The sequence below is a fragment of the uncultured Pseudoxanthomonas sp. genome, from assembly GCF_947498795.1.
In the GTDB taxonomy this organism is placed as follows: Bacteria; Pseudomonadota; Gammaproteobacteria; order Xanthomonadales; family Xanthomonadaceae; genus Pseudoxanthomonas_A.
In genome coordinates, this window is record NZ_CANMLQ010000002.1 from 380,016 (window position 1) to 406,379 (window position 26,364).

At 68.0% G+C, this 26,364-nt stretch carries 23 protein-coding genes; 13 read left to right on the top strand and 10 right to left on the bottom strand.

Translation table 11 applies throughout. The annotated features are described in order from the left end of the window. Positions 1-83 precede the first annotated feature (83 nt). Positions 84-1,226: an NAD-dependent epimerase/dehydratase family protein gene (locus tag Q0907_RS07905; RefSeq protein WP_299343087.1), complete on the top strand. Its 1,143-nt coding sequence runs from the start codon at positions 84-86 to the stop codon at positions 1,224-1,226. Between the two features lie 57 nt (positions 1,227-1,283). Here the strand turns inward: Q0907_RS07905 and Q0907_RS07910 are convergent, their stop codons facing one another. The 3 genes from Q0907_RS07910 to Q0907_RS07920 form a co-directional block, all read right to left on the bottom strand. Next, entirely contained in the window at positions 1,284-2,765 is a 1,482-nt protein-coding gene (locus Q0907_RS07910; RefSeq protein ID WP_299343089.1) for a DUF1501 domain-containing protein, read from the bottom strand. A gap of 7 nt (positions 2,766-2,772) precedes the next feature. Continuing rightward, the gene (locus Q0907_RS07915; RefSeq protein ID WP_299343091.1) at positions 2,773-4,641 is read right to left on the bottom strand and encodes a DUF1800 domain-containing protein; all 1,869 of its coding nucleotides are present in this window, start codon (positions 4,639-4,641) and stop codon (positions 2,773-2,775) included. A gap of 98 nt (positions 4,642-4,739) precedes the next feature. Continuing rightward, positions 4,740-6,143 (bottom strand): GntP family permease, encoded by a 1,404-nt coding sequence (locus tag Q0907_RS07920; RefSeq protein WP_299343092.1) that lies wholly within the window; start codon positions 6,141-6,143, stop codon positions 4,740-4,742. A 170-nt stretch (positions 6,144-6,313) separates the two neighbouring features. Between Q0907_RS07920 and Q0907_RS07925 the strand changes: the two genes are divergently transcribed. The 3 genes from Q0907_RS07925 to Q0907_RS07935 all read left to right on the top strand — a co-directional run bounded on the left by Q0907_RS07925 (position 6,314) and on the right by Q0907_RS07935 (position 12,714). Further along, positions 6,314-8,533: a TonB-dependent receptor gene (locus Q0907_RS07925; RefSeq protein WP_299343094.1), complete on the top strand. Its 2,220-nt coding sequence runs from the start codon at positions 6,314-6,316 to the stop codon at positions 8,531-8,533. Between the two features lie 238 nt (positions 8,534-8,771). Further along, positions 8,772-12,113, top strand: a complete 3,342-nt coding sequence (locus tag Q0907_RS07930) for a PAS-domain containing protein (protein WP_299343096.1) — start codon at positions 8,772-8,774, stop codon at positions 12,111-12,113. 112 nt (positions 12,114-12,225) lie between these two features. Continuing rightward, positions 12,226-12,714 carry an 8-oxo-dGTP diphosphatase gene (locus tag Q0907_RS07935; RefSeq protein WP_093490648.1) on the top strand — a complete coding sequence of 163 codons (489 nt, stop codon included), beginning with the start codon at positions 12,226-12,228 and terminating at the stop codon, positions 12,712-12,714. A gap of 499 nt (positions 12,715-13,213) precedes the next feature. Here the strand turns inward: Q0907_RS07935 and Q0907_RS07940 are convergent, their stop codons facing one another. Then, positions 13,214-13,879, bottom strand: a complete 666-nt coding sequence (locus Q0907_RS07940) for a response regulator transcription factor (protein WP_299343098.1) — start codon at positions 13,877-13,879, stop codon at positions 13,214-13,216. A gap of 10 nt (positions 13,880-13,889) precedes the next feature. Continuing rightward, entirely contained in the window at positions 13,890-14,657 is a 768-nt protein-coding gene (locus Q0907_RS07945) for a 3-hydroxybutyrate dehydrogenase (RefSeq protein ID WP_296282687.1), read from the bottom strand. 131 nt (positions 14,658-14,788) lie between these two features. Here Q0907_RS07945 and Q0907_RS07950 point away from each other — a divergent pair, with 131 nt between their 5' ends. The 7 genes from Q0907_RS07950 (at position 14,789) to Q0907_RS07980 (ending at position 21,040) form a co-directional block, all read left to right on the top strand. Beyond that, positions 14,789-16,624 carry a 3-hydroxybutyrate oligomer hydrolase family protein gene (locus Q0907_RS07950; RefSeq protein ID WP_299343100.1) on the top strand — a complete coding sequence of 612 codons (1,836 nt, stop codon included), beginning with the start codon at positions 14,789-14,791 and terminating at the stop codon, positions 16,622-16,624. A 212-nt stretch (positions 16,625-16,836) separates the two neighbouring features. After that, complete coding sequence (locus Q0907_RS07955) at positions 16,837-17,451, top strand: CDP-alcohol phosphatidyltransferase family protein (RefSeq protein ID WP_296282689.1); 615 nt, start codon at positions 16,837-16,839, stop codon at positions 17,449-17,451. Between the two features lie 70 nt (positions 17,452-17,521). After that, on the top strand, positions 17,522-18,901 hold the full coding sequence (phaE, locus tag Q0907_RS07960) for a class III poly(R)-hydroxyalkanoic acid synthase subunit PhaE (RefSeq protein ID WP_299343102.1): 1,380 nt from the start codon (positions 17,522-17,524) through the stop codon (positions 18,899-18,901). Further along, on the top strand, positions 18,898-19,968 hold the full coding sequence (locus tag Q0907_RS07965) for a class III poly(R)-hydroxyalkanoic acid synthase subunit PhaC (RefSeq protein WP_296282691.1): 1,071 nt from the start codon (positions 18,898-18,900) through the stop codon (positions 19,966-19,968). Before phaE ends, Q0907_RS07965 begins: the two co-directional genes overlap by 4 nt. Then, positions 19,965-20,348, top strand: coding sequence for a DUF5329 domain-containing protein (locus tag Q0907_RS07970; RefSeq protein WP_299343104.1), 384 nt, complete (start codon positions 19,965-19,967; stop codon positions 20,346-20,348). The genes Q0907_RS07965 and Q0907_RS07970 overlap by 4 nt, the downstream gene beginning before the upstream one ends. 39 nt (positions 20,349-20,387) lie before the next feature. Beyond that, positions 20,388-20,591 (top strand): PspC domain-containing protein, encoded by a 204-nt coding sequence (locus Q0907_RS07975; protein ID WP_299343106.1) that lies wholly within the window; start codon positions 20,388-20,390, stop codon positions 20,589-20,591. A 2-nt stretch (positions 20,592-20,593) separates the two neighbouring features. Then, on the top strand, positions 20,594-21,040 hold the full coding sequence (locus Q0907_RS07980; RefSeq protein WP_299343108.1) for a hypothetical protein: 447 nt from the start codon (positions 20,594-20,596) through the stop codon (positions 21,038-21,040). A 2-nt stretch (positions 21,041-21,042) separates the two neighbouring features. Here the strand turns inward: Q0907_RS07980 and Q0907_RS07985 are convergent, their stop codons facing one another. From Q0907_RS07985 to Q0907_RS08000, 4 genes are all read right to left on the bottom strand, one after another. Then, positions 21,043-21,225 (bottom strand): hypothetical protein, encoded by a 183-nt coding sequence (locus tag Q0907_RS07985; RefSeq protein WP_299343876.1) that lies wholly within the window; start codon positions 21,223-21,225, stop codon positions 21,043-21,045. 89 nt (positions 21,226-21,314) lie between these two features. Next, the gene (locus tag Q0907_RS07990; protein ID WP_299343110.1) at positions 21,315-22,529 is read right to left on the bottom strand and encodes an FAD-dependent oxidoreductase; all 1,215 of its coding nucleotides are present in this window, start codon (positions 22,527-22,529) and stop codon (positions 21,315-21,317) included. Positions 22,530-22,601: 72 nt separating this feature from the next. Further along, positions 22,602-23,297, bottom strand: coding sequence for a TetR/AcrR family transcriptional regulator (locus Q0907_RS07995; RefSeq protein ID WP_296282696.1), 696 nt, complete (start codon positions 23,295-23,297; stop codon positions 22,602-22,604). Positions 23,298-23,423: 126 nt separating this feature from the next. Continuing rightward, on the bottom strand, positions 23,424-23,825 hold the full coding sequence (locus Q0907_RS08000) for a GFA family protein (RefSeq protein ID WP_299343112.1): 402 nt from the start codon (positions 23,823-23,825) through the stop codon (positions 23,424-23,426). Between the two features lie 100 nt (positions 23,826-23,925). On the opposite strand from Q0907_RS08000, the gene Q0907_RS08005 reads away from it, so the two are divergent. Together Q0907_RS08005 and Q0907_RS08010 are read left to right on the top strand one after the other, a co-directional pair. Further along, a complete protein-coding gene (locus Q0907_RS08005) occupies positions 23,926-25,161 on the top strand; it encodes an HD-GYP domain-containing protein (protein ID WP_299343114.1) in 1,236 nt (411 codons plus the stop codon). Positions 25,162-25,288: 127 nt separating this feature from the next. Next, positions 25,289-25,720, top strand: a complete 432-nt coding sequence (locus Q0907_RS08010; RefSeq protein ID WP_299343116.1) for a nuclear transport factor 2 family protein — start codon at positions 25,289-25,291, stop codon at positions 25,718-25,720. Here Q0907_RS08010 and Q0907_RS08015 read toward each other — a convergent pair whose 3' ends face one another. Further along, a complete protein-coding gene (locus Q0907_RS08015; RefSeq protein WP_299343117.1) occupies positions 25,721-26,287 on the bottom strand; it encodes a hypothetical protein in 567 nt (188 codons plus the stop codon). It lies immediately after the preceding gene. Positions 26,288-26,364: the final 77 nt, after the last annotated feature.

Here is a 26,364-nt window from a genome sequence, read left to right on the forward strand (position 1 = left end):
AAGTCACAACGACTTCCGGCAGGGGTTTGCCGACCGGAGCGGTGCTATCTAGTCGGTTTCCTGACACCGCTGGGGAGCACCGCATGACCACCCGTCGCGACCTGTTCAAGCTGGGCGCGCTGGCCGCCGCCGCCGCCGCGCTGCCGTCGTTCGCCTCCGCCGCCAGCGAGACCAAGCCGGTGGGCAAGGCGGCCAAGCCGCTCAACATCCTGATCCTCGGCGGCACCGGCTTCACCGGGCCGTTCCAGGTCGAGTACGCGCTCAAGCGCGGGCACAAGGTCACGCTGTTCAACCGCGGCAAGCGCCCGTCGCCGGAGTGGCCGTCGGCCGTCGAGCAGCTGCACGGCGACCGCAACACCGGCGACCTCGCCGCGCTGAAGGGCCGCAAGTGGGACGTGTGCATCGACAACCCCACCAGCCTGCCATTCTGGGTGCGCGATGCGGGCCAGGTGCTGAAGGGCAACGTGGGCCACTACCTCTTCATCTCCACCATCTCGGTGTACGCCGACGGCAGCAAGCCCGGCATCAACGAGGCCTCGCCGCTGGCGCAGTACAAGGGCAAGGATGCGATGGCCGAAACGCAGCAGACGCTGCGCGCCGACATCGAGAACCTCTATGGCCCGCTGAAGGCGCTGAGCGAAGCCGAAGCGCACAAGCAGTTCGGCAAGAACGTCACCATCGTGCGGCCCGGTTATATCGTCGGCCCGCGCGACGAGACCGACCGCTTCACCTACTGGCCGCACCGCGTGGCGCAGGGAGGGGAGATCCTGGTGCCCGGCGATGGCCAGGACCCCATCCAGATCATCGACGGCCGCGACCTGGGCGAATGGATGATTCGGCTTGCGGAGGCGCGCACGCTTGGCACCTTCAACGCCTGCGGCCCGGACTATTCGCTGTCGATGGACGCCATGCTCTACGGCTGCCAGGCCGTCACCGGCGGCGGCATGACGCTCACCCACGTGCCGCCGGCATTCCTCGACGAGCAGCAGGTCGGCCTGCCGATCTGGGTGCCGTCGAAGGACAACCCGTACGCGGGCTACGGCGCGGTCAGCAACCAGCGTGCGATCGCCGCGGGGCTCACGTTCCGTCCGCTCGCCACCACGGTGGAAGACCTGCTGGCGTGGTTCCGCAGCCTGCCGGCCGAGCGTCAGGCCAAACTGGGCGCGGGCATCACGCGCGAGAAGGAAGCCGAACTGCTCAAGGCGTGGCACGCGCGCAAGGGCTGAGGCATCCCCGCGCGCGGGCGCGACCGCGACCGCGACCGCGCCTGATACCGCGAGTCCCTATCGCTCCCGACGCACCAGCGTGCGGTCCACCGGGCCGCGGCGCTGCCAGTCGGGCACGACGCGCTCGCTGGATATGCTGTCGGCGGATGCCGGCGTTCCCGTGCCCGTCGCCATCAGCGATGGAATCGATGCAGCGGTCGCTGCCTCGTCGAATTTCGGCGCGATGTCCGTGCCCTGCATGAGGCCCAGCGGCGCGTAGCCCGTATAGCCGGGGAACACCTGGCTGAGGTTGGCGTTGCCCATGCGGCGGATGAGGATCTCCGACATCACGCGGCGGTAGTCGGTGGTCACCGGCACGTCGCCGAAGGTAGGCGAGAGGGTTTCCGGATTCAGCCCGGGCCAGCTGCCGTAGAAGCGGCGCCCGTTGACCGGGCCACCCAGCACCAGCATCGGATTGCCGTAGCCATGATCGGTACCGCCGTTGGCGTTCGCCCGCACGCGACGGCCGAATTCCGACTGCACCACCACCGTCACCCGCGCCATCTCGCCGGTGCCGTTGAGTTCGGCATAGAACGCGGCCAGCGCCTGCGACAGTTCGGCGATCTTGTTCTGGTAGTAGTGATAGCCACTGCCCGCGGTGCCCTGACCCTCGTGCGTGTCCCAGCCGCCCAGGTCCAGCGTGGCGTAGCGCAGGCCCAGGTTGAAGCGGATGGTCTGCGCGATGGTCCACAACTGTTGCGCGAAATTGCCGGTCGGCCAGCTGGCCGGCAGGCTGGCGTAGCCCTGCTGCCCGATCAGGCGCAGCGCGCCGTCCGCGCGGCGGCCGTTGACCTCCATGCCGGTCTGGCCGTTCCACAGCGAGGCCACGGTCTCGCTGACGCCGCGCAGGCCGCTGGGCGAATCGCTGCGCGTACGCTGCCAGCTCCACGCGGTGGTGTTGAGCGAGAAGTCGGACGGGCTGCTCATGGTCAGCGCATCGATCGCGCCCATCAGGCCGGCGGGCTGCGTGCCGCTGACCCCGAGCGCCGGCAGGGTGCCGGTACCGTTGGGTCGCGTCTCCCAGGCGCGCGTCATCCAGCCGGTCGGCGAACCGTACTTCCCGGGCGTGCCCAGGTCGATGTACAGCTGCGCGTCGAAGTGGCTGCGCGTTACCGTCGTCGCCATGCCGCAGGCATGCACGATGGCCATCCTGCCGTCGTTCCACAGGTCGCGCAGGCCGGTGGCGGACGGGTGCAGGCCGAAGCCGGTACCGGCGCCGCCGGACAGCGTCAGCGGCAATGCACCGTACGCGCCACTGGTCTCGATCTTCAGGCTGGGGCGCGCTTCCTCGTAGAAGCCGCGGTCCACGCCGTCGATCGGGACGACCAGGTTCAGGCCATCGATGCCGCCCCGCAGGAACAGGTGCACGACGGTGTCGTAGCTGTTGACGGCGGCATCGACGGGGTCGGCGAACATCAGGCTGGCGCCGGTGGTGCCGACGATGGCGGCCGCGCCGCAGCCTTTGACGAACTCGCGTCGGGTCAGTCGGAAATCGGTCATAGTCGCCTCAGCGGCTCATGAATTCGGGAGTCATCAGGATCAGCGCCACCAGGCTGCGCAGGCGCTCGTGGTTGTAGTGCCGCTTCAGGTCGCTGCCCTGCCACGTGTTGGTGTCGGTGATGACGTAGGTGTTGGGGTCGCCGTTCTGGGCCATGAACGCCACCAATGCCTGCTTGCGCGCGGCCTCCGGCTGGTAGCCCAGCAGGCGCGTGCACCACCAGGTGACCAGGGTATTCGCGGTCCAGTTGGCGACGGGCACGTTCGCGCGCGTCGTGTCGACGATCGGGTGCAGCGGCACCTCGCCGTCCTTGGTTTCGGTCAGCCAGCCCAGCAGGCGCCAGGTCATGGCGTACGAGTTGGAACCCGACCACGCCAGGCCGGCATCGGGATACCCGTTCGGCGCCGGCCAGTTGTACGGGGTGTGGCCGGTGAACCCATAGAGCCACATGAAGTCGCCGCTGCGGCCATGGTCCAGCCTGAGCGTCCAGTCGCCGCCCAGCGTGCGCATCGCGGCCACGGCGCAGTCGAACGGGCGGCGGTTCTTCTGGCCGAAGCTGTTGATGAAATCGTCGGAATTCAGGATGTGCCGCAGCACCAGTTCGATCTGGTTCGGGGCGCGCCAGTTGGCGCGGAAGATCGCGGCCGCGCTGTCGATCAACGCCTGCTTGGGCGTGTCGCTGATGAAGCGGCGGATCAGCTTCTTGCAGATGAACTTGGCCACGCGCGGATGGCTGGCCAGACGGTCCAGCACATCGCGGCCGTCCTTGAGCGCCGGTTGTTCGGGATAGATCAGCATGCCGAGCAGGAACTTCGGCCCGGCGTCGTGCCATGACTGCCGATAGACGAACGTACCGTCGTTCTCGGTGGGGAACTGCCAGTGCCCGTTCTTCGCCGACCAGCCGGTGAACGCGGCGGAGGTTTCGTACACGTCGATGTCGGTGTAACCGATCGGGTACGCCGGATCCTCGGGGCAGGGCGGCACCTGGAACGGATCCATGAAGCCTAGGTAGTTCTCGGCCCCGAAGGTGTGCAGCTCCAGCAGCTCGCGGGCGAAGTTCTCGTTCGGGCCAGATCGCGAATTGCTGATGTTGTCCAGGTAATACAGCATCGCCGTGCTCTGGGCCACGCCTTCCAGCATCGTGCGGAAGTTGCCCTTGGCGTTGGCGCGGATCACGTCGCGGTCGTAATGCACGAACACGGGTCCCACGCTGAAATCGGTGCCCAGCACGTTGAAGTGGTCGTGCCAGAAGTTCACCAGCACTTCGCGCAGCTGGCGGCGCGAGTACACCGCGCGCACGAAGGCGGCACGCTGCACCTCGTTGGCGGGGCGCATGCGGATGTTGTATTCCGGGTCCGGCACCACGTGGTCGGCCCACAGCTGGGCGAGCGACTTGTTGAGCGTGGTGTAGCCGCCGGCGGTGAGGCGAGTGGTGACCGCGCTGTCGTCGATCGCATCCCAGTTGAGCTGCCAGTCGACATAGTTGGCCAGGCGCTGGCGGTCGCTGCTGCCCAGCGCATTGAACTCGGCGACCGTGGTGGCGGTGGCGCCGTAGCTCAGGTTGTTGAGTGCCTGCACGGCGAACGGCGGGCGAGCCAGGGTCAGCAGCCGGGGATTCGACTGTCCCATCATCACGCGGCCACCGGTCGGCACGGCCACGGCGTCCGGTGCGGGCGTGGTGTCCTTGGGACTGGCGCGCTCGCCGCCTTTCCAGCCGTACAGGCGATTCAGGCGCTGACGGACCTGCGTGCCGATGTCGGCGGTCGCCACCGGCGGTCGTTCGGGGCCGGCGTCGCGCCGGGCGCGTGCGTCGACGGCCGTGCGCCGGAGTGGGCCACGCGCGGCGAGCCGACGCCACGGGACGGTGTAGTACGCCATGCGGATTTCCCTGCCTTCCCCGGAATGCGGGAAGTATTGTGCAAGCGCGATGCCCCGTTTGGGACCGCGCGCACAGGCCGGTCACGCCATGGGTGGCCTCAGACCCAGCCCGTGGCGTAAAACACGCCGATGATCACGAACACCGCCGTGGTCTTGATCAGCGTGATGGCGAAGATGTCCTTGTACGACTGCCGGTGGCTGAGGCCGGTCACAGCCAGCAGGGTGATCACCGCACCATTGTGGGGCAGGGTGTCCATGCCGCCGGAGGCCATCGACGCCACGCGATGCAACACCTCCATCGGGATGCCGGCCGCGTTCGCGTTGGCGATGAAGCTGTCCGCCATGGCCGCCAGCGCGATGCTCATGCCGCCCGAGGCCGAACCGGTGATGCCGGCCAGCGCGGTGACGGAGATCGCTTCGTTGACCAGCGGATTGGGAATGGCCTGCAGCGCGTTGGCCACCACCAGGAAGCCGGGCAGGGCAGCGATGACGGCGCCGAAGCCGTATTCCGAGGCGGTGTTCATCGAGGCCAGCAACGCGCCGCCGATGGCGCTCTTGGTGCCTTCGGCGAAGCTGGCGAACACCGGCTTCCACGCGAACGCGATCACCGAGACGATGCCGACCAGCAATGCGCCCTGCACGGCCCAGATCGCGGCGACCTTCGAGACTTCCTGCACGACCGGTGCGGGGTTGCCGATCACGGCCGGGATGAAGGACTGGCTGTCGCCGTAGAAGCCCGGGATCCAGCGGGTGAACAGGAAGTTCGCCAGGCCCACCAGCAGCAGCGGCAGGATCGCGATCAGCGGATGCGCCAGGCGATCGCCCCTGAAGGGTTCGGGTTCGTTGCGCAGCTCTTCGCTGCCGGCATAGCCCTCCCCGTTGCGCGCGGCCACGCGACGCCGCCATTCCAGGTACGTCATGCCGACGATCAGGATGAAGATGCCACCGATGGTGCCCAGCACCGGCGCGGCCCAGCCGGTGGTGCCGAAGAACGAGGTGGGGATGATGTTCTGGATCTGCGGCGTGCCTGGCAGTGCATCCATGGTGAAGGTGAAGGCGCCCAGCGCGATGGTGCCCGGCACCAGCCGCTTGGGGATGTCGCTCTGGCGGAACAGTTCCGCCGCGAACGGATACACCGCGAACACCACCACGAATAGCGACACGCCGCCGTAGGTCAGCAGCGCGCACACCAGCACGATGGACAGCATCGCGCGCTGCGCGCCGACCACCTTGATGGTCGCTTTCACGATCGCCTTGGAGAAGCCGGAGATCTCGATCAGCTTGCCGAACACCGCGCCCAGCAGGAACACGGGGAAGTACAGCTTCAGGAAGCCGACCATCTTGTCCATGAACAGGCCGGTGAACATCGGCGCGACCAGCGACGGATCGGTGAGCAGCACCGCGCCCAGCGCCGCGATCGGCGCGAACAGGATGACGCTGTAGCCGCGGTAGGCCACGAGCATCAGGAAACACAGCGCGGCCAGCACGATCAGGAACGACATCCAACACTCCTCGGCCAGCGCCGGTTGCAGTGCGGCGAGTATCCGCAGGGCCGTGCCGGCCGTCCCACTGTACGAAGGTACGATGCCCTCCGCGCGGGCCACCCCCTAGTGTTCGCTTCAATCGGCGGCACCCGCCCGCCGCCAACGTCATACCCGGGAGGGGGAGACCCATGAAGCGCAAGCACCTGAGCCTGGCCATCGGCTGCGTCCTGTTGTCGTCCGTGCCGGTGGCATGGGCGCAGGACGCCGCGCCGGCCGCCGGCACGCCAGCCACCAACGCCACCACGCTCGATTCGGTCAAGGTCACCGCGCGCAAGCGCGAGGAGACCCTGCAGGATGTGCCGGTCGCAGTCACCGCGTTCACGCCGGAGACGCTGGACAAGCTCAACATCAAGGACCTGGGCGACCTCGATGCGCAGGTGCCCAACCTGACCGTGTACGCGGCGCGCGGCTCCACCAGCACCGTGACCGCCTATATCCGCGGCGTGGGCCAGGCCGATCCGCTGTGGGGCGTGGACCCGGGCGTGGGCATCTACCTGGACGACGTCTACATCGCCCGCCCGCAGGGCGCGCTGCTGGACGTGTTCGACGTGGAGCGCATCGAAGTGCTGCGCGGACCGCAGGGCACGCTGTACGGCAAGAACACCATCGGCGGTGCGATCAAGTACATCTCGCGCGGCCTGCCGCAGGAGACCACCGGCTTCGCCTCGGTCACGGTGGGCAACTACAACCAGCTGGACGTGAAGGCGGCGCTGGGCGGCGAGATCGGCGGCAAGGACAGCGGCCTGCGCGGCCGCGTCTCGGTGGCGAGCATGAACCGCGACGGCTTCGGTGAGAACACGTACACCGGCCAGGAGGTCAGCGACAAGGAGATCAACGCGGTCCGCATGCAGCTGGGCGCGTACTCGCAGGACGATTTCGACGTGCAGTTCGCCTTCGACTACATGGACGACCAGTCCGGTGTGCGCGGTGCGAAGATGCTGGCGCCCAACCCGCTGGCCCCGGCCTATCCGCCGACCAGCGACCGCTACGACATCCGCAGCGGCATGAAGAACATCAACGACACCGAGATGAAGGGCGCCTCGGTCACCGCCAACTGGCGGCCGAGCGACAACTGGGCGTTCAAGTACGTCGCCGCCAAGCGCGAATCCGACACCGAGACCAACATCGACTTCGACACCACGCCGTTGCCGCTGGTGGACGTGCGCGCGTTCTACAGCGACAGCCAGGTCAGCCAGGAACTGCAGGCGAACTACGATGGCGGCGGCCGTGCCCGTGGCGTCATGGGCCTGTACTGGTTCAATGGCGACGCCGGTGGCCAGGTGCTGAACTATTTCTGGAACCCGCTGCTGGCCACCGGCCTGACCAATCCGCTGTTCGGCGACACCCAGGGCGTGGTCAACACCAAGAGCATCGCGCTGTACGCCGACTGGACCTTCGACCTGACCGACCGCCTGAAGCTGGACGTGGGCGCGCGCTACACGGACGAAGACAAGCATGCCGTCGCGCTGAACCGCTTCTACACCAACAACCAGTACGAAACGTCGTGGGGCACGGCGGCGAACTTCGACAAGACGGTCAACTTCAAGAACGTCTCGCCGAAGGTCTCACTGGACTACCAGGTCACCCCCGACATCATGGTCTACGGCCTGGCCTCGCGCGGTTTCAAGTCGGGCGGCTACAACATCCGCGCCAACACCACGGCGGTGCCGCGCTCGGGCGAGCCGTTCGACGACGAATCGGTCGACAGCTTCGAGATCGGCAGCAAGATGTCGTTCCTCGACCAGCGCGTGTTCCTGAACCTGTCGGCGTTCCACAACAAGTACGAGGACATCCAGCTGTCGGTGTTCACCTCATACACGCTGCCGAATGGCTCGCAGAGCTTCTTCGGCGACTTCACCAATGCCGGCAAGGGCACCGTGAACGGCGTGGAAGTCGAGTACCAGTTCCTGCCGACGGCCAACTGGCTGATCAGCGGCAACCTGGCCTGGCTGGACGCGAAGTACGACGAGTTCATCACCAGCGGCGTCAACGTGGCCGACAGCCAGCGCTTCACCAATGCACCGGAATTCTCCGGCGCGCTCAACGTGGAGTACCGCACCGACCTGGCCAACGGCGGCAACCTGTCCGCGCGCGTGGGCTACTCGTACCAGTCCGAAGTGTGGCCGACCACCGACCTGAGCCCGCTGATCCGGCAGGAGGGCTACGGCCTGGTCAACGCGGGCGTGATCTGGAAGCTCGACGACGCGTGGAGCCTGTCGCTGCAGGGCACCAACCTGGCGGACGAGGAGTACCGCACCACCGGTTACAACATCGCCGCCTATGGCGTGCTGACCGGCTTCTACGGTCCGCCGCGCCAGTACAGCCTGACCGCGCGCTACGATTTCTGAGTACGCGCAGGGCCACGGTGCGGGAACGGCAACGGCGGGCGAAAGCCCGCCGTTGCTGCGTTATGCTCGCCGGCATGTCCCTCAATCATGTAGCGTGCGCCATGCGCACGATCGTCGAATCCGCCGCTCGCCTTGCAGCGGCGGGGCGCGATGCGGCATCGGTCTTCGTGTCCGGTGCGATGTGTGGATGCGGGTATCGCGAGGTCGTGCGCGTGGCGCACGCTACGTGGAGCACCGCATGTTGAGTGTCAGCGTGGTGGTGCTGGCGGGGTTGCTCTGGCTGGGCGTACTTTTCGGCTCGGCGCTGTATGCCGAACGCCATCCACGCGTGCTCGCGGTGCAGTGGCCCTACATCTACGCGTTGTCGCTCGCGGTGTACTGCACCTCGTGGACGTTCTTCGGCACGGTGACCCAGGCCGCGCGTTACGGCTGGCCGCTGCCGCCGACCTTCGTCGGGACTATCCTGCTGTATGTGTTCGGCGCCTTCCTGCTGGTGCGGCTGGTGCGCATGGCGCGCGAATCCAACGCGACCTCGCTGGCCGACCTGATCGCCACGCGGCTGGGCAAGGACGGCTGGCTGGCGGCCACCATCACCTTGGTCGCGGCGCTGGGCCTGATTCCCTACATCGCGTTGCAGTTGAAGGCGGTGGCGATGAGCTTCGCGCTGCTGACGCGTTCGCCCGGCAACGATGCTCTGCCGGCCTGGCAGGACAGCGCGCTGTACGTGGCGCTGGCGATGGCGGTGTTCGCGATGCTGTTCGGCACGCGGCGCGCCAGCGCGGTGGAGCACAACCGCGGCCTGGTGTTGGCGATGGCGTTCGAATCGCTGTTCAAGCTGGCGGCGATGCTGGCACTGGGCGTGTTCGTCTGGTGGGGCTTGCCCGAACTGCCTGACGTGCCGCCGGTGCAGGCGCCGCCCTCGACCACCTACGGCTTCCTGCCATTGGTCGCGCTCGGCGTGCTGGCGATGTTCACCCTGCCGCACCAGGTGCATGTGGGCGTGGTCGAATGCCGCGATGAGCGGCATGTGCGCACGGCGCGCTGGCTGTTCCCGCTGTACATGGTGCTGATGGCGGCACCGCTGTTGCCGTTGGCGCGCGCCGGCGGCGCGATGTTCGGCGATGCGGTGCCTTCCGATCTCTACGTACTGGCGCTGCCGCTGTCGCAGGGGCACCAGGGCCTCGCGTTGCTCGCCTTCCTCGGCGGCCTGAGCGCGGCCACCGGCATGGTGGTGGTCAGCACGCTGACGCTGAGCCTGATGATCGGCAATCACTGGCTGGCGCCGGGCCTGCTGCGCGGCGGCTGGTTGCGCGGCACCGGCGGCGACCTGCGCGGTGCGGTGCTGGCGCAGCGGCGTATCGGCATCGTTGCGGTGATGCTGTTGGCGTGGGCCTACAGTCGGTTGGTCGCCGGCAACGATGCGCTGGCCGACGTGGGCGCGGTGTCGTTCTCCGCGCTGGCCACGCTCGCACCCGCCCTGGGTTTCGCGATCTGGCGCCCGCAGACGCCACCGCGCGCGGTGATCGCCGGCATCGCGGTCGGTTTCCTGGTCTGGGCCTGGCTGTTGCTGTTGCCGGTGACGATGGATGCGCGCGGACTGTCGCCGGCGTGGTTGCAGGAGGGACCCTTCGGCATCGCGGGGCTGTCGCCCGATGGCTTCTTCGGCCTGACCGGGTGGAGCCGCCTGGGGCGCGCGGTCGGCGTCAGCCTGTTCTGCGGCACGGCGGTGACGTTGCTGGTGATGGGCTGGCGCGGCAACGCGCCGCGCCGCGCCGACAGTCGAGGTTTCGACAGCAAGACCTTGCGCGATGCGGGTCGCCGGTTCCTGCCGCGCGAACGGGTCGAGGAATTGCTGGCCGACGCACCGCGCACCGGCCCCGTGCCCGGCGTGATCGAAGCGCGCCTGGAGCGCGAGTTGTCCGCGGTACTCGGTTCCGCGTCGGCCCGCCTGCTGCTGGATGCCGCGCGCCGCGAGAGCGGCGACCTCGATACCGTGGCGGCGATCGTCGGCGAGGTCTCGCAGGATCTGCGCTTCAACCAGCAGGTGCTGGAAGCGGCGCTGCAGAACATGAGCCAGGGCATCAGCGTGATCGACCGCGAGCAGCGGCTGGTGGCTTGGAACCGGCGTTACCGGGAGATGTTCGGATTTCCGGCGGAGATGCTGCAGGTCGGCCGACCGATCGCCGAGCTGACGCGCTGGGCGCTGGCGCGCATGCCGCAGCGCGGCCAGGACGAACGCGCGCTGGAGCGCAGGTTGGCCTTCATGCGCGCCGGCACGGCGCACCTCACCGAGCGCGTGTTCCCCGATGGCAGCATCGTCGAGATCCGCGGCAATCCAATGCCGGGCGGCGGCTTCGTCGCCACCTACACCGACGTGACCGCGTCGCGCCAGGCCGAACGCCAGCTCAAGCAGGCGAACGAAACGCTGGAGCAGCGCGTCGCCGAACGCACCGCACTGCTCGAGACCGCCAAGCGCGAGGCCGAGCATGCGAACGATGCGAAGAGCCGCTTCCTGACCGCGATCGGCCACGATCTGTTGCAACCGCTGCACGCGGCGCAGTTGTTCACCGACGCGCTGTCGCAGCAGCTGCCGGAGGCGCGCCAGCGCGACACGGCGCTGCAGGTACGCGGCGCGCTGGATTCCACCACGGACCTGCTGACCGGCCTGCTGGACATGTCACGCCTGGAAGCGGGCGGCCTGCTGCCGGAGCCGCGCGACTTCCCGCTGATGGAGGTGCTGGAACCGCTGGCGTCCGAGTTCCGCGTGCTGGCGAACGAACGCGGGCTGTCGTTCGACATCGTGCCCACGCGTGCGTGGGTGCACACCGATCCGCAGCTGCTGCGGCGCATCCTGCAGAACTTCCTGGCCAATGCCGTGCGCTACACGGTGCGTGGCGGCGTGCTGCTGGGCGTGCGTCGCCATGGCGACCGGCTGCGCGTCGAGGTGTGGGACACCGGCCCCGGCATCGCCGAAGCGGAGCAGCAGCGGATCTTCGAGGAATTCCGTCGCGGCGACGATGTGCCGGGGCAGGGGCTCGGACTGGGTTTGTCGATCGCCGACCGCATCGCCGCGCTGCTGGAGGCGCCGCTGTCGTTGCGGAGCCGGCTGGGGCAGGGTGCCGTGTTCGCGGTGGACCTGGTGCGCGTGCCGACCCCCGCGCCTGAGCCGGTGTCCTCCGGCAAGCCGGGCCTCGCCGGCCGCCACGTGCTGGCCGTCGACAACGATCCGGCGGCGTTGTCCGCGCTGCAGCAGGTGCTGGAAGGGTGGGGCTGCAGCGTGGCCACCGCGGGTGGAAGCACAGGCGCGGAGATGGCGCTGCACGAGCGTTCGGCGGACCTGTGGTTGTTCGACTTCCACCTGGATGACGGCGACACCGGCGTGGCGCTGGCCGAACGCCTGCGCGCCGCGCATGGTGCTCGTCCGTGCCTGATCCTCACCGCCGACCAGACCGATGCCGTGCGCCGCGCGGTGCGCGATGCCGACCTGCCGCTGCTGGCCAAGCCGGTGCGGCCGCTGGCGCTGAAGTCGGTGCTGGACCGGCTGCTGGCCGCACGGGTCTCTGATGTGGGAGCGACGTAGGTCGCGATGGTTGCATGCGGAGGCTGTCCGCCCTCCTGGTTCGTCATCGCGACTGACGTCGCTCCCACAACCGCGAACGCTAGAATGCGCGCCTGGATTCCGGAGTTCGCGCATGCCATACACCCCCATCGTCGCCACCCTCGGCTACGTGCTTTCGCCCGATCGTTCGCAGGTGCTGCTGATCCATCGCAACGCGCGGCCGGATGACCAGCACCTGGGCAAGTACAACGGGCTGGGCGGCAAGATCGAGCGGGATGAGGACGTGGTGGCCGGCATGCGTCGCGAGATCCACGAGGAGGCCGGCATCGACTGCGACGCGATGACGCTGCGCGGCACGATCAGCTGGCCGGGCTTCGGCAAGCACGGCGAGGATTGGCTGGGCTTCGTCTTCCTCATCACGCGCTACAGCGGCACGCCGTTCGAACGCAATCCGGAAGGCACGCTGGAATGGGTGCCGGTGGAGAAGATCATGGAACTGCCGCTGTGGGACGGCGACCGCCACTTCCTGCCGCTGGTGTTCGACGACGACCCGCGTGGCTTCCACGGCGTCATGCCGTACCACGAGGGCCGCATGGTCTCGTGGGACTACTCGCGGATCTGAGCGGTCCCGCGTCCGTTTCTGTTTTAGGAGCGACGTAAGTCGCGACCGGAATGCAGCGGGATCAATGCACATTGGATGAGCGCTGATTCCTCCGACTTATGTTTCTGCTCGTCCGTGTCATCCATGGAACAACGGAGACCAAGGTCCACGGTCGCGACTCACGTCGCTCCTACAGGGAACGGCCGCATGTTCCACGATCACGCTTGTCCACACGCTGTGTGGATCGGCGTTGGGAAAGCATGTGGATAACCGCGCGCCCGCCTTGCGCCGCAAGCCTGTCAAGGTGTGTGGCGAAATTTTGACCAGTGCGTGACGGTCGGGTTTCCGGGTTGTCCACACCGCATGTGGATGGTCTGTCGACCAACATGTGGATAAGCGTTGGCGCGCGTTGCGGCACAGCGCTGTCAAGGTGTGTGGCGAATTTATGATCACCGCACATCAGCGGTGATCCACGCTTGGTTCCACGTCATCGCGCCGTCCTTGGAAACGGCGTGGAACCTCAGCCTTCGATCTGTCGTGCCGGGTCGGCCAGTTCCAGTTCGCGCAGCACCACGCCGGCCTGCGTGCGGTTGCGCACGCCGAGGCGGTCGAAGATGGCGGACAGGTGCGCCTTCACGGTGCGCTCCTGCACATCGAGGCGGTCGGCGATCTGCTTGTTCAACAGCCCCTGCGCCACCAGCGTCAGCACGCGGAACTGCTGCGGCGACAGGCTGGCCAGGCGACCGGCCAGTTCGGTGTCGTGTTCGGACGATTGCGCGCGCGCCACCGCGCCGCGCAGTGACGGCGGCAGCCACTGCTCGCAGGCGAGCACGCTGCGGATGGCGTCGCGCAGTTCGTCCAGGCCCGAGCTTTTCGGCAGATAACCCGCGGCACCATGGTCCAGCGCACGACGGACCACGCGCGGATCGTCGTTGGCGGACACCACCACGACGGCGACCGCGGGAAACTGCGCACGGATCGCCGCCAGCCCGGCCAGGCCGTGGTTGCCGGGCATGTGCAGGTCGAGCAGCACCAGATCGATGTCGTCGTGCGCTTCCAGCGTGGCGATGACGCCGTCCAGCGACTCCGCTTCGCGCACCGACAACTGCGCCACGGCATCAGCGGCCGCACCACGCAGCGCGGCGCGGAACAGCGGGTGGTCGTCGGCGATCAGTAGGTTGGGCATGCGGTGCGGCTTACTGCACCGTCCAGCCGCCATCCACCACGATCGTCTGGCCGGTGATGTTGCGCGCGGCCGGTGAGGTGAGGAAGGCGGTGATGCCGGCTAGTTCGTCCAGGCCGATGAACACGCCCTTCGGCATCGGCTTCAGCATCACCTGGCTGACCACGTCGGCCTCGGAGATGCCGCGCGTGCGCGCCTGGTCGGCGATCTGCTTGTCCACCAGCGGCGTCTTCACGTAGCTGGGGCAGACGGTGTTGATGGTGATGTCGGTGTCGGCGGTTTCCAGCGCGAGCACCTTGGAGAAACCGACCAGGCCGTGCTTGGCGGCCACGTAGGCGCTCTTGTACGGGCTGGCGACCAGCGCATGGATGCTGCCGATGTTGACGATGCGGCCGAAGCCGCGTTCGCGCATGCCCGGCAGCACGGCGCGGGTCAGGCGGGCCACGCCGACCAGCATCACCTGCACGAGGAAGTCCCACTTTTCGATGGGGAAGTCCTCCAGCGGCGACACATGCTGCAGGCCGGCGTTGTTGACCAGCACGTCGATGGGGCGCGAGACCGCCGCGAGCGCGGCATCGATGCTGTCCTGGGAGGTGACGTCCAGCGCGACCGCTTCGGCGGAACCGCCGTCGGCGCGGATTTGCGCCGCGACCGTCTCGGCGGCCGCCAGGTTGAGGTCGCTGACGATGACGTGGCGGCCCGCTTCGGCAAGCTGGGCCGCGATGCCGGCGCCGATACCGCTGGCCGCGCCGGTGATGAGGAGGGTGTGGGTCTTCTGCATGGGGGCTCCTGCGTGCTGCGGTTAGGGTAGCAGGCACGCAGGATCCGTTCGTGGTACCAAAGTACGATGACGGCGCTTCCCCCGAAGGGTAGTTTCATGGCACTGAAAGGAACCCTGGACGCTTTCCACGCATGAACGCGAAGACGCGCATTTCCTGCGGCCTGATGCTCGGCGCGGCCCTGGCCGCCTGCAGCTCCGCGCCGCCCAAGCCCGAGGCCGTGGCCCACATGATCCAGCCCCAGCGCGTTACCGAACACCGCGGCAGCGACGACCTGCTCACCGCGGGCCTGGGACTCGACGGCCTGCGCGCGATGGCCGCGCCCGCGTTCGCCGATCCGGCACACCCGACGTCGGCCGAACTGCGTCGTCGGGCGATCTGGGCGAACTGGCGCGGCATCGCCGATCTGTCGCTCACCGGCGCCTATGGCCAGGCCTACGGCAGCGTGGCCAGCGTGCCCGGTCGCGAGTATTCGGCGCTGGCGAAAGTCCCGGGTGCGACGCAACCGCACCGCGTGCTGGTGCAGGTGCCGGACAATTTCGATGCGACCAAGCGCTGCATCTTGGTCACCGCATCGTCGGGTTCGCGCGGTGTCTACGGTGCCATCGCGGTCGCCGCCCCATGGGGCTTGCCGAAAGGCTGCGCGATCGCCTACACCGACAAGGGAGCGGGCACGGATTACTTCGATCTCGACGCGCAGCAGGGCGCACGTGAGGACGGCACCGTGGGTGCGCTGGGCACCGATGCGCTGGCCTTCGTGCCCGACGCGCCGGTCGGCGCCAGTGGCGTGGCGGTCAAGCACGCGCATTCCAAGGACAACCCCGAAGCGGACTGGGGCCGCCACGTGAAGCACGCCGCCGAGTTCGCGCTGGCCGCGCTGGACCAGGCGTTCCCGCAGGCGGCGCCATTCCGTTTCGACAACACGCGCGTCATCGCGGTGGGTATCTCTAATGGCGGCGGTGCCGTGCTGCGCGCCAGCGAGGAAGAAGGCGGCTGGCTGGATGCCGTGGTCGCCGGCGAACCGAACATCCTGGCAGCCGATGCGCCGGGTGCGCGTTCGCTGTACGACTACACGACCGAAGCCGCGCTGCTGATGCCGTGCGCACTGCTGGACCTGCCGGCGGAATCGCTGCCGCAGCCGCCGCTGCGCGCGCAGGTCGAGCCGCTGTGGACGGCGCGGTGCGCCACGTTGAAGGCGGCCGGTCTGGTGACCGGTGCAGACGTCAAGGCGCAGGCTGCCTCCGCACGTGCGCAATTGAAGGCGAATGGCTGGACCGATGAAGCCCTTGTGGCGGGCGCACTGAGCGTGGGCTTCGACCTGTGGCGTGCGGTCGCCGTCACCTACGCCTCGGCCTATGGTCGCTACGGCGTCGGCGAGCATCCATGCGGGCATGCGTTCTCCGCGCAGAACCCGGACTTCAGCGCACGCGCCGCGAGCGCCGCCGAACGTGCCGCGTGGTGGTCGGACGGCAGCGGCATTCCGCCGGGGGCGGGCGTGGGCATCGTGGACACGAAACTGGCGCCGCCGGACTTCACCCTGCCGGGCCTGCAGTGCCTGCGTGCACTGCAGACCGGCAGCAGCGACGATGCGCGCCGCGTGCAGGCCGGCATCGCGCAGACCGCCGCGCGCTTCCCGCGCACGCGGCGGCCGGTGGTGGTGATCCATGGCCTGGACGATGGACTGGTGCCGCCGGCGTTCTCCAGCGCGCCGTACGTGCAGGCCGCGCGCGCCGCCAATCCCGACGTGCGCTATTGGCAGGTGCGCAACGCGCAGCACTTCGATGGGTTCCTTGCACTGCCGGCCTACGGTGCGCGCTACGTTCCTCTGCTGCCTTACGTCTATGCCGCGCTGGACCAGGTCAGCGCCACCCTCGATGGCAGCCGGGAACTGCCGGCCAATGCCCTGATCAATGCCAATCCCCGTGGCGCCGGCAGCGTCGAGGCGAGCCAGTTCGCAATTCCGCGTTGAAAGAATCCTTCTCCCCGCCTGCGGGGAGAAGGTGTCCGGAGGGCGGATGAGGGGCAGGGCGCGGCAAGTCCGCGAGCGTGTAAGCATCTGGTCTTCGTTCGCCCCTCACCCGCCTTCGGCACCCTCTCCCCGTAAACGGGGCGAGGGGAGGCGGCAACGTCTTCACCCGGTTCGGCTTACCCTGTAGGCCGTTCCTGGTCACGCGTGCCGCCATGTCCCGACACTTCTCGATGATCCGCGACTTCCAGCTGGCCGACTGGTTCACGCTGGGCAACGCCTTCTGCGGCACCGGTGCGGTGTTCGCTTCCATGCGCTTCCTGCAGGAGGGCATCCTTCGCGACCTGATGATCGGCATGGCGCTCATCCCGTTGGCCTTCATCTTCGACGCACTCGATGGGCGGGTGGCACGCTGGCGCAAGCAGGCTTCGGTGCTGGGGCGCGAACTCGACTCGCTTGCCGACGTCATCTCCTTCGGGGTCGCGCCCGCCGCACTGGCCTACGCCTGCGGCATGCAGGGCGGCTGGGACTGGCTGGTGCTGTCGTACTTCGTCGCCTGTGGCGTCAGCCGGCTGGCACGCTACAACGTCACCGCCGAAACGTTGGCCGATGGGGGCGACAAGGTGAAGTTCTTCGAGGGCACGCCCATTCCCACCAGCCTGGCCTTGGTCATCGTGCTGGCCGTCGCCGCGTACCTGGGTCATGTCGGTCCGGCGTTGTGGCTCGGTGCGGTGAAGCTGGGTCCATGGCTGTTGCACCCGCTGGTGCTGCTGTACGCCGTCTCCGGCACGCTGATGATCAGCAAGACGCTGCGCATCCCCAAGCCTTGAGCCGTGAGGTGAGGGCGCGTCATGCACGCGCCGCCGGCCGCGGCTAGAATCGGCCGGGAAGGGAGGGCACATGGCAAATTCCGTTCCACCGTGGCCGGGCGATTTCGAATCGGTGGCCAAGCAGTACTGGAGCCTATGGGGCGACGCCCTGCGACAGGCTGGCGCGACGGCGCCTGCGATGTCCATGCCCGGCGCAAATTCGGGCTGGCAGCAGACGGTCGACTGGTGGTCCAAGCTGGTGCCGGGCGGGCAGGCGCAGGTGGACGAGGCCGTAGGCCGCTTCCAGCGGCAGGCCGGCCAGTGGTTCGGGCAGATGCAGCAGGTCGCGGCCCAGTTCACCGGCCGCGACCATGACGCCAGCGACATCGGCCGCGCCTGGCGCTCCGCGCTCGGCATGGCCGATCCCGCACCGGCCCAGAATCCGTTCTCCGACATCTTCCGCAGCATGCAGGGCGGCGCGCACGGCCTCGACGGGTGGATGCAGCAGATGCGCCCGTGGCTGGAGAACCTCCAGCGGGACGGTGATCGCTGGATGCACCTGCCGACGTTCGGCCTGTCGCGCGAGCATCAGGAACGCTGGCAGCAGCTGGCGCAGGCCTATCAGGACTACCAGCGCCAGGTCGGCGAGTACGACCAGCTGATGCTGCAGGTGGCGCAGGACGCTTTCGCGCGCTTCGAGCGCAAGCTGGAGGAGCATGCCGAGCCCGGCCGCCAGCTGCAGAATGCGCGCGCCCTGTTCGACCTGTGGATCGACGCCGCCGAAGAGGCCTACGCGCAGGTGGCGATGTCCGACGATTTCCGCCATGCCTACGGTGGATTGGCGAATGCGCAGGCCCGACTGCGGCTCGGCGTGCAGCGGGAAGTCGAGCAGGTCTGCACGCAGTTCGGCATGCCGACGCGGACCGAGGTCGATTCCGCCCATCGCAAGATCGTTGAGCTCGAACGCGCATTGCGCAAGCTGACACGGGCGGCCTCCGCACCCGTCCGCCGCGCGTCCGCACAGCCCGCGCCCGCGCCAGTGGAAACCCGTTCGCCCGACGCGGCGCCGTCAGCGCGGGCCGCTGCCAAGCCGAAGGCCGCGAAAAAACGTCCTGCCGCACGACGCACGTCGGCTCCTTCGCCGAAGGCGTCGCCCGGGACGCGCGTGGCAGCGAAGAAGGCCGCGCCTAAGAAGCGTGCCGTCAGGGGGGTGGCCGCAGCGGCTCCGGCCCCTGCCAAGCGTGCGCCCGCGCGCGCCTCCACTGCCGCCGAGCACAAGCCAGCCAGGGCGAAGACGGGGGTCGGCAAGGCGAAAGCCCGGAAGCCCACGGCGAAATCAACGAAGAAGACCATTGCGGCAGCCACCACGCCCACGTCGGTCGTATCGATGAAGGACTGGGTGGCGCGCAATGCGACGCGCGGCGCTACGGCGGGCGCGCCCAGCAAGACGAAGCGGGGTAAGGGCAAATGAATGGACCGCTCAACTTCAGCGCCGAGGCCCTGGCGCAGGAAGCCACCACGCTGACGCAGAAACTGTCCGCCGGCCTGCATACGCTGCCGGAGGTGGACGATGTCCACTACGGCGCCACTCCGAAGCAGGAGGTCTGGCGCGACGGCAAGGTGGTGCTGTACCGCTTCGTCGGCGAGAAGGCGCCGACGGCGAAGGTGCCGCTGCTGATCGTCTACGCGCTGGTCAACCGGCCATACATGGTCGACCTGCAGCACGACCGCTCACTGGTGAAGGGCCTGCTGGCGCAGGGCGAGGACGTCTACGTCATCGACTGGGGCTACCCGGACAGGTCCGACCGCTTCCTCGAGCTCGACGACTACATCAACCGTTTCATCGACGGCGCGGTCGATCATCTGCGCGACAGCAGCGGCCGCGATGCGGTCAACGTGCTTGGCATCTGCCAGGGCGGGGCGTTCTCGCTGTGCTATGCCTCGCTGCACCCGGAGAAGGTCAAGAACCTGATCACGATGGTCACGCCGGTGGACTTCCACACGCCGGACAACATGCTGTCGCACTGGACGCGCGAACTGGACGTGGACCTGTTCGTCGAAGCGCTGGGCAACGTGCCCGCCGACATGATGAACGCCTGCTACCTCATGCTGAAGCCGTTCCGGCTTAACCTGCAGAAGTACGTGGGCCTGGTCGACATCCTCGACGACAAGCGCGCGATCGAGGATTTCCTGCGGATGGAGAAGTGGATCTTCGACTCGCCGGACCTGGCGGGCGAAGCGTTCAAGCAGTTCATCACCCAGTTCTACCAGCGCAACGGTTTCATCAAGGGCGGCATCCAGATCGGCGGTGAAGCGGTCGACCTCGGCTTCGTCGACATGCCGGTGCTGAACATCTATGCCGAACAGGACCACCTGGTGCCGCCGGATGCCTCGCGTGCGCTGAAGGACGTGGTGGGCACGGCCGACTACACCGAACTGAGCTTCAAGGGCGGCCACATCGGCATTTATGTCTCCAGCCGCGCCCAGCGCGAAGTGCCTGCGGCCATCCACCATTGGCTGGGCCAGCGCGCACGATGAACACGTCGACGCGACGTTTCATCGTCCTGCTGGCTCTGCTGTTCCCGATCGCGGCACATGCCGCGCCCCCCGCAGCGGCGAAGCGCGAGATCCAGGGGTTGATGGACGCGTTGTCGGCGTCGTCCTGCGAGTTCCAGCGCAACGGCACGTGGCACGGGCGAGACGAGGCGCGCAAGCATCTGCAGCGCAAGTACGACTACCTGCTGAAGCGCGACCTGGCCGATACCGCCGAGCAGTTCATCGAGCGCGCAGCCAGCAAGAGCAGCATCAGTGGACGCGCCTACCAGGTGCGTTGTCCGGGACAACCGGCGCAGCCGGCCGCCACCTGGTTCAAGGCGAAGCTGGACGCGCTGCGCGGTTCAGCCGCGCCGGCGCGCTGACGCGCTAGACTGGCCACGGACAACCGTGGGGAGTTGGCGATGAATACCGCATCCAAGCCGTTTGCCAGGTCGCTGAACGACCGCATGATCGCGGGCGTGATGGGCGGTATCGCCCATCGCTATGGATGGAGTACCACGCTGCTGCGGGTGCTGTTCGTGATCGTCTCCATCGCGTCGGCGGCGTTTCCCGGCATCCTCGTCTATCTGATCCTGTGGTTGCTGATGCCGAACGAACAGGATTGAGCATGGCGCGGGTGGGCCGGTGGCTCGGATATGCGCTAGGCGTGGTCTGGGCCGTGCCCAATACCGTGATCGGCGCGTTGGCCGGGATCGCGGGTCTGCCGTTCGGTGCACGCGTAGAGTGGAGTCGCAGGGACTTCGCCTTGGTCTTCCACCACTGGCCGTGGGGACCGGGCGGTGCCATCACCTTCGGCAACGTCATCCTGCACACCGGCGACACGCTGGAATCCGAGTGCATCACTTATGAGCACCGCGCTGGCCATGCCCAGCATCCTCGCATCCGCCTCGGGGACCATGAACGCGCGCACGTCTACCAGTACATGGTGCTGGGACCGCTGTTCCTGCCGGTCTACCTGCTGTGTGGCGGCGTCAGCGTGCGCAATCCTTTCGAGCGGGCAGCGGACCGTTACGCGCTGACCGGCAAGGGATGGTGGCCGTCCGGCTCACCGTAGCGTCATTGCGCCTTCGCGCGTCCCGAACCCGACTTCTTGCCGCCGCCATCCTGCTTGTTGACCGTGGCCCAGGCGATGCGCTCCGCCTCTTCCTTCGATCGGCCTTGCTCGCGCTCGGACTCCTCGATGTGTTCGGCCTGGCGCTTCTGTTTTTCGGTATATGCGGATTTGTCGCCACGGGGCATGGCCGTACTCCAGTCGGGACGTGCCGCCAGCCTGCTCCGATGCGCGTGATGGAGGCATGACGTGGGCGTCAATGCGACGCGGCGCAGCGTCAGCGCTCCAGTCGCTCGAACGAGAACAGAGGCCACAGGGGATGCCGGCGTCGCTCGATGAGCGCGCGCAGCAGTCCAGCCCCCAGCATGCTGTAGGTGATGCCGTTGCCGCCGTAGGCCATCGCGAAATGCACCCGCGGCCCCCACTGCGCGTGCGGGCCGAAGAAGGGCAGGCCGTCTTCGGTTTCCGCGAAGGTGCCCGCCCACGAGAACGCCGGCGTGATCTCCAGCGCAGGGAACAGGTCGTGCAGCCGTTTCAGCAGCGTCCGTGCCTTCTTTTCGACCCGCGCATCGCGCTTGGCGGGAATGTCGACAGCGTCGTCTTCGCCGCCTATCAGCAGTCGGCGGTCGGACGTGCTGCGCGCGTAGAGATACGGGCGCGCGGTTTCCCACAGCAGCGTGTCGGACAGGAACCCGAGCGCTTCCTCGGACAGCGGGTCGCTGATGACGGCATAGCTGCTGCGGTTGCGTGCCACCGACTTCTTCAGCCAGTGCTGGCTGGCATATCCCGCCGCGACCACGAGATGCGAGGCGCGCACGGTAACCCCGCCTTCGGTACGCAACACGACGCCGCGCGCCGTCGTGTCGATCTCGACGACACGCGTGCGGTCGAATACCGACGCTCCCTGCTTCTGCAGGCGCTGGAGCAGGCGATGGGTCAGTCGGTACGGATCGACCCGCGCCCCCTGGCGGCTGAGCAGCGCCGCGGGGGCGTCGAAGCCATAATCGTCCCGCACGCGTTCAGCGGTGAGCAGTTCGACATCCAGGCCGTGCCGCCGCCGAGCGGCGTGCTCTTCCTCGAGGTCGCGCACGTCGCGGTGTCGGCTGGCGTAGTACAGGCTAGCGTTGCGCGCGAAGCCCACGTCGCGCCAGGCCGACGCGACGCCGTGCAACTGGTCGATCGCGTCGGAACAGGCGCGATAGGCGAGGGCGGCATCGGCCTCGCCGTGACGCTTCGCCAGATCGACCAGATGGGTGTCGATCTCATACTGCAGCAGCGCCGTGCTGGCCGACGTGCTGCCCCAGCCGATGTCGCGTTGCTCGAGGACTGCGACCTCGAAGCCATGCGTGGCCAGTTCGTCGGCGATCAGTGCGCCGGTGATGCCCCCGCCCAGCACCACCACGTCGCAGCGGTGGTCAGCCTCCAGGCGCGGAAACGCCTGCATCAGCCCGTTGCTGACCGCCCAGAAGGGATAACCGCTTTTCAGGTCCATGCTTGCCCCGCACCGTCAGGATACGGCGATGCTGGCAGGCGGCGCGACAGGGACAGGTGAAGGGCGGCGCCCTCAGCGTGGCAACGCACCCTGCAGGAACAGGTCGACCGAGGCCAGCGCCTGTGCTTCCAGCGTGTCGACGTCGGGCATGTGGGTGCTGCCCGCCGCCAGCCTGACCACCTGGTCGCCGAACAGGCTCATGTAGAACTGCGCCGCGGCTGCTTTCGGCGAGGGCAACTGCAGCCGGCCGGCCGCGACCTGCTGGGCGAAATAGTCTTCCAGCGTCTGCCGGATCGATGCGACCACGTGGTCGAAGAACCAGTCGCGCAGCGCGGGGAACGACTGTCCCTCGCCGATGACGATGCGGTACACCACCTGCGAATCCCGCCCGGCCATCAACTGCGCCATCCGGATCGCCACCCGGCGCAGCGCCTGCTCGGGCGATAGCTCGGTGAGATTGAGGTCGCTGAGGACGTGGATGTGCAGGTCCATGCGGCGCTCGAGGATGGCGCAGGCCAGTCCCTCTTTGTCGCCGAAGATGCGATACAACGTGGCCAGCGATCCGCCGGCGCGCGCCACGATCTCGCTCAGGCGCGCATGCTGGTAGCCCTTCTCGGCGAACACCTCGGTGGCGGCGTCCAGGAATTTTTCCGCCCGGATCTCGCCGCGGCGGCACAGCTCCACGTGTGGTCGCGGTCGCAGCGGCGACTCGCCGAGGATGTGCGCGTCGCTGAAAACGTTTTCCATGAAATCGGAAGGCGTGCTCATGTGGAACTCCTGCTCGCACCCGGTCGGCGGCAATTACCCAGACTAGCAAAAGCCTACTTGGGTGTGGCAAGTCCGCGTCGCATTCGCCGCCGGCAACGGGGGCTTTTTCGGACTAAGTGAGAAGTACTACAGATAAGACGTCAACGCGGGTGCCGACTGCCAACGGTCATGCGCCCCGTCGATGCAGGTGACGGGTGCGGCCGCCAGTTCTTCGGGCGTCGCATCCAGGCATCCCAGGTTGATGCCGTAGATGCGCTCCCCGCCCGGGATGTCGTTGCCGATCCCGAACGGGCGCACCCCGCAGGTCCGGCAGAAATGGTGGGAATGGCGCATCGCATTGAACCGGTACTCGACCAGATGGTCGCCACCGGCCAGCAGGCGGAAGCGGTCCGGCGTGACGATGGCCGGCCAGAACCGGTTGCGCCGGCAGATGGAGCAGTTGCACCGGTAGGTAGGCTGGGTCAGGTCGATGTCCGCCTCGAACCGGACCGCCCCGCAATGGCAACTGCCCGCATAGGACTTCAGCATGTGGCCTCCCGTGCCGATAACGGTTCCGGGGCAGTCGGGCCTGTCCCGCCGGCATCGCCGGAGCGCGGAGCGTAACCGACCCGGGGCCGTGGAGTCGTACATGCTGAAAACACTCGATGTCGCAGCGCTCCGGCCGGGCATGCATGTACAGAAGCTGCTCGGGCCGTGGATGCAGCATCCGTTCTGGAGGACCTCGTTCGTGCTGGACGAGGAGCGGTTGGCGCAACTGCAGGACAGCGGCGTGGAGCAGGTGGTCGTCGACCTGTCGTTGGGCGCCTGGGACGGCGAGGATGCGATCGCCGACGGGGTCTCCCCCGTCATCGACACTGTTGCCACCCGAGCCGAGGACGATGCCCCGGCAGCAGCGGACCGCCGCCGGACCCTGGTGCCCGAGGCCGCTCCCGATTTCGCCTCCGAACTGGCCCGTGCGCGCCGCATCTGCGGCGAGGCCCGCGATGCCGTCGAGGCCATGTTCCGCGAGGTACGCATGGGCCGCGGCGTCGATCCCGGTCATGTCCTGCCGCTGATCGAGGAGATCACCGGCTCGGTCGATCGCCATCCCACCGCCCTGGTCAGCGTGGCGCGATTGAAGGACGCCGACAGCTATACCTACCTGCATTCGGTCGCCGTCAGCGCGCTGATGGTGATGCTGGGGCGCGAGATCGGCCTGTCCGATGCCGATCTGCGCGAGGCCGCGCTGGGCGGCCTGCTGCACGACATGGGCAAGGCGGCCATGCCGCTGGACGTACTCAACAAGCCGGGCAAGCTGACCGATGACGAATTCGACGTGATCCGCCAGCACCCGGTGCACGGCGAGCGCCTGCTGCGCGAAGGCGGCGTGACCCAGGCCGGGGTGCTCCACATCACCCGCCACCACCATGAGCGGATGGACGGCACCGGTTACCCGAATCGCCTGCCTGGCGACGCCTTGCCCGTGCTCACCCGCATGGGGGCCATCTGCGACGTCTACGATGCCATCACGTCCAACCGCCCTTACAAAGCGGGTTGGGACCCCGGCGAATCTCTGCGGCGCATGGCCAGCTGGCAGGGACACTTCGATACCGACCTGCTGAAGGCCTTCGTCCGCAGCCTGGGCATCTACCCGGTGGGAACCCTCGTCCGTCTGTCCAGCGAGCGCCTGGCGGTGGTGGTGGAACAGAACCCCGGCACGCTGCTCGCGCCGCGCGTGCGCGCCTTCTACTCGGCCAAGTCGCGCACGCACCTGCTGCTGACCGACATCGACCTGGCCGCGACCGATGGCCGGGAGCGCATCGTCGGCATCGAGTCGCCGGAGAAATGGGGATTCCGCGAGTTGGAGAAACTCTGGCTGCCCTGATTCGCCGGGCGCCGGATATTCGATCCCTGGGCGGCCGCACGGACACGCGATCCTGTCCCGCCGGCACCGCCGTTGCCGTATCGTCGGGGAACGACCCCACCGCCGGGTCCCCTTCGCAGGAACCTCCATGTCGCTGACTTTCCTCCTCTTCGCCGCCGCGGCCGCCTCTGCGCCGCCGCCGGGCGCCGATGCCGCCACGCTCGCCGCCATCGAAGCCACCTGCCTCGACTACATCGACGGCCAACTGGAAGGCGACCCGGCGCGCGTGGCGCGTGCGCTGCATCCCGACCTGGCCAAGCGGGCCGTTACCGGGGACACGCCCGACGAGCGGCTCGGCCTGCGCCGCATGTCGAAGGAGGAACTGGTAGGCCTGACCCGCCAAGGCGTGCTGAAGACGCCGAAGGACCAGTGGAACCGCAGCTGCCGGATCCTCGACGTCACCGCCGAGACCGCCGCGGTGCGGCTGGAAACCCCGTGGTTCGTCGATCACTTCCACATGGGCCGCTACGGCAGCCGCTGGATCATCGTCAACGCGCTGTGGCACTCGAAGCCGCGTTGATCACCCGGCAGCACGCGTTCGGGCCGCCTTGTGGAACAGCAGGGCGGACAACAACCAGGCGACGACATACAGGGCGGTGAACGCCAGCACGAACGCCGGTGATTCCTGCGTGTCCATGCCCATCGCGATGCCGCCTGCCGCCATCTGCGCCAGCGCCATCGCAACGAGCACACGGGACATCCCGCGCGCCTGCAGTCTGGCAACGCCGGCGCCCAGCACGCCTGTCACCAGCACGCCCAGGAAGAGCAGGTTGGCGCGATGGCCCGGCTCATCGACGATGCCCACGGCCAGGTTCGCCCACAGCAGCAGGAAGCCGGCGCCGACGGCGATGGCACCTGCCAGCAGGTAGCTGGGCACGCGCGCGACACGCGCCGTCATCTCGAACGCGGCACAGCCGGCCAGCAGCATTGCGCCGAAGACCACGAAGTCGCCGCCCGTCCAGGCCACCTCATCCGTGAAACGCATGGCGACCCACGGCATCAGCAGCAACAGGGCCCCGCTGCCCCACACGAGCGGGCGCAATACGCGTATCCAGGCGATCGCGTTGCGATAGGTGTCGTGCGTCATGTTCAGTCTCCGTGTCGGCGGCGGGCATGCCGGACAAAGGATCCACGGCCGGCGTGCGCCGGTGACGGAGGCTGTGT

Coding starts and splice junctions, on each gene's coding strand:
- Q0907_RS07905 (WP_299343087.1), top strand. CDS start 84: ATGACCACCCGTCGCGACCTGTTCAAGCTGGGCGCGCTGGCCGCCGCC.
- Q0907_RS07910 (WP_299343089.1), bottom strand. CDS start 2,765: ATGACCGATTTCCGACTGACCCGACGCGAGTTCGTCAAAGGCTGCGGC.
- Q0907_RS07915 (WP_299343091.1), bottom strand. CDS start 4,641: ATGGCGTACTACACCGTCCCGTGGCGTCGGCTCGCCGCGCGTGGCCCA.
- Q0907_RS07920 (WP_299343092.1), bottom strand. CDS start 6,143: ATGTCGTTCCTGATCGTGCTGGCCGCGCTGTGTTTCCTGATGCTCGTG.
- Q0907_RS07925 (WP_299343094.1), top strand. CDS start 6,314: ATGAAGCGCAAGCACCTGAGCCTGGCCATCGGCTGCGTCCTGTTGTCG.
- Q0907_RS07930 (WP_299343096.1), top strand. CDS start 8,772: ATGTTGAGTGTCAGCGTGGTGGTGCTGGCGGGGTTGCTCTGGCTGGGC.
- Q0907_RS07935 (WP_093490648.1), top strand. CDS start 12,226: ATGCCATACACCCCCATCGTCGCCACCCTCGGCTACGTGCTTTCGCCC.
- Q0907_RS07940 (WP_299343098.1), bottom strand. CDS start 13,879: ATGCCCAACCTACTGATCGCCGACGACCACCCGCTGTTCCGCGCCGCG.
- Q0907_RS07945 (WP_296282687.1), bottom strand. CDS start 14,657: ATGCAGAAGACCCACACCCTCCTCATCACCGGCGCGGCCAGCGGTATC.
- Q0907_RS07950 (WP_299343100.1), top strand. CDS start 14,789: ATGAACGCGAAGACGCGCATTTCCTGCGGCCTGATGCTCGGCGCGGCC.
- Q0907_RS07955 (WP_296282689.1), top strand. CDS start 16,837: ATGTCCCGACACTTCTCGATGATCCGCGACTTCCAGCTGGCCGACTGG.
- phaE (WP_299343102.1), top strand. CDS start 17,522: ATGGCAAATTCCGTTCCACCGTGGCCGGGCGATTTCGAATCGGTGGCC.
- Q0907_RS07965 (WP_296282691.1), top strand. CDS start 18,898: ATGAATGGACCGCTCAACTTCAGCGCCGAGGCCCTGGCGCAGGAAGCC.
- Q0907_RS07970 (WP_299343104.1), top strand. CDS start 19,965: ATGAACACGTCGACGCGACGTTTCATCGTCCTGCTGGCTCTGCTGTTC.
- Q0907_RS07975 (WP_299343106.1), top strand. CDS start 20,388: ATGAATACCGCATCCAAGCCGTTTGCCAGGTCGCTGAACGACCGCATG.
- Q0907_RS07980 (WP_299343108.1), top strand. CDS start 20,594: ATGGCGCGGGTGGGCCGGTGGCTCGGATATGCGCTAGGCGTGGTCTGG.
- Q0907_RS07985 (WP_299343876.1), bottom strand. CDS start 21,225: ATGCCCCGTGGCGACAAATCCGCATATACCGAAAAACAGAAGCGCCAG.
- Q0907_RS07990 (WP_299343110.1), bottom strand. CDS start 22,529: ATGGACCTGAAAAGCGGTTATCCCTTCTGGGCGGTCAGCAACGGGCTG.
- Q0907_RS07995 (WP_296282696.1), bottom strand. CDS start 23,297: ATGAGCACGCCTTCCGATTTCATGGAAAACGTTTTCAGCGACGCGCAC.
- Q0907_RS08000 (WP_299343112.1), bottom strand. CDS start 23,825: ATGCTGAAGTCCTATGCGGGCAGTTGCCATTGCGGGGCGGTCCGGTTC.
- Q0907_RS08005 (WP_299343114.1), top strand. CDS start 23,926: ATGCTGAAAACACTCGATGTCGCAGCGCTCCGGCCGGGCATGCATGTA.
- Q0907_RS08010 (WP_299343116.1), top strand. CDS start 25,289: ATGTCGCTGACTTTCCTCCTCTTCGCCGCCGCGGCCGCCTCTGCGCCG.
- Q0907_RS08015 (WP_299343117.1), bottom strand. CDS start 26,287: ATGACGCACGACACCTATCGCAACGCGATCGCCTGGATACGCGTATTG.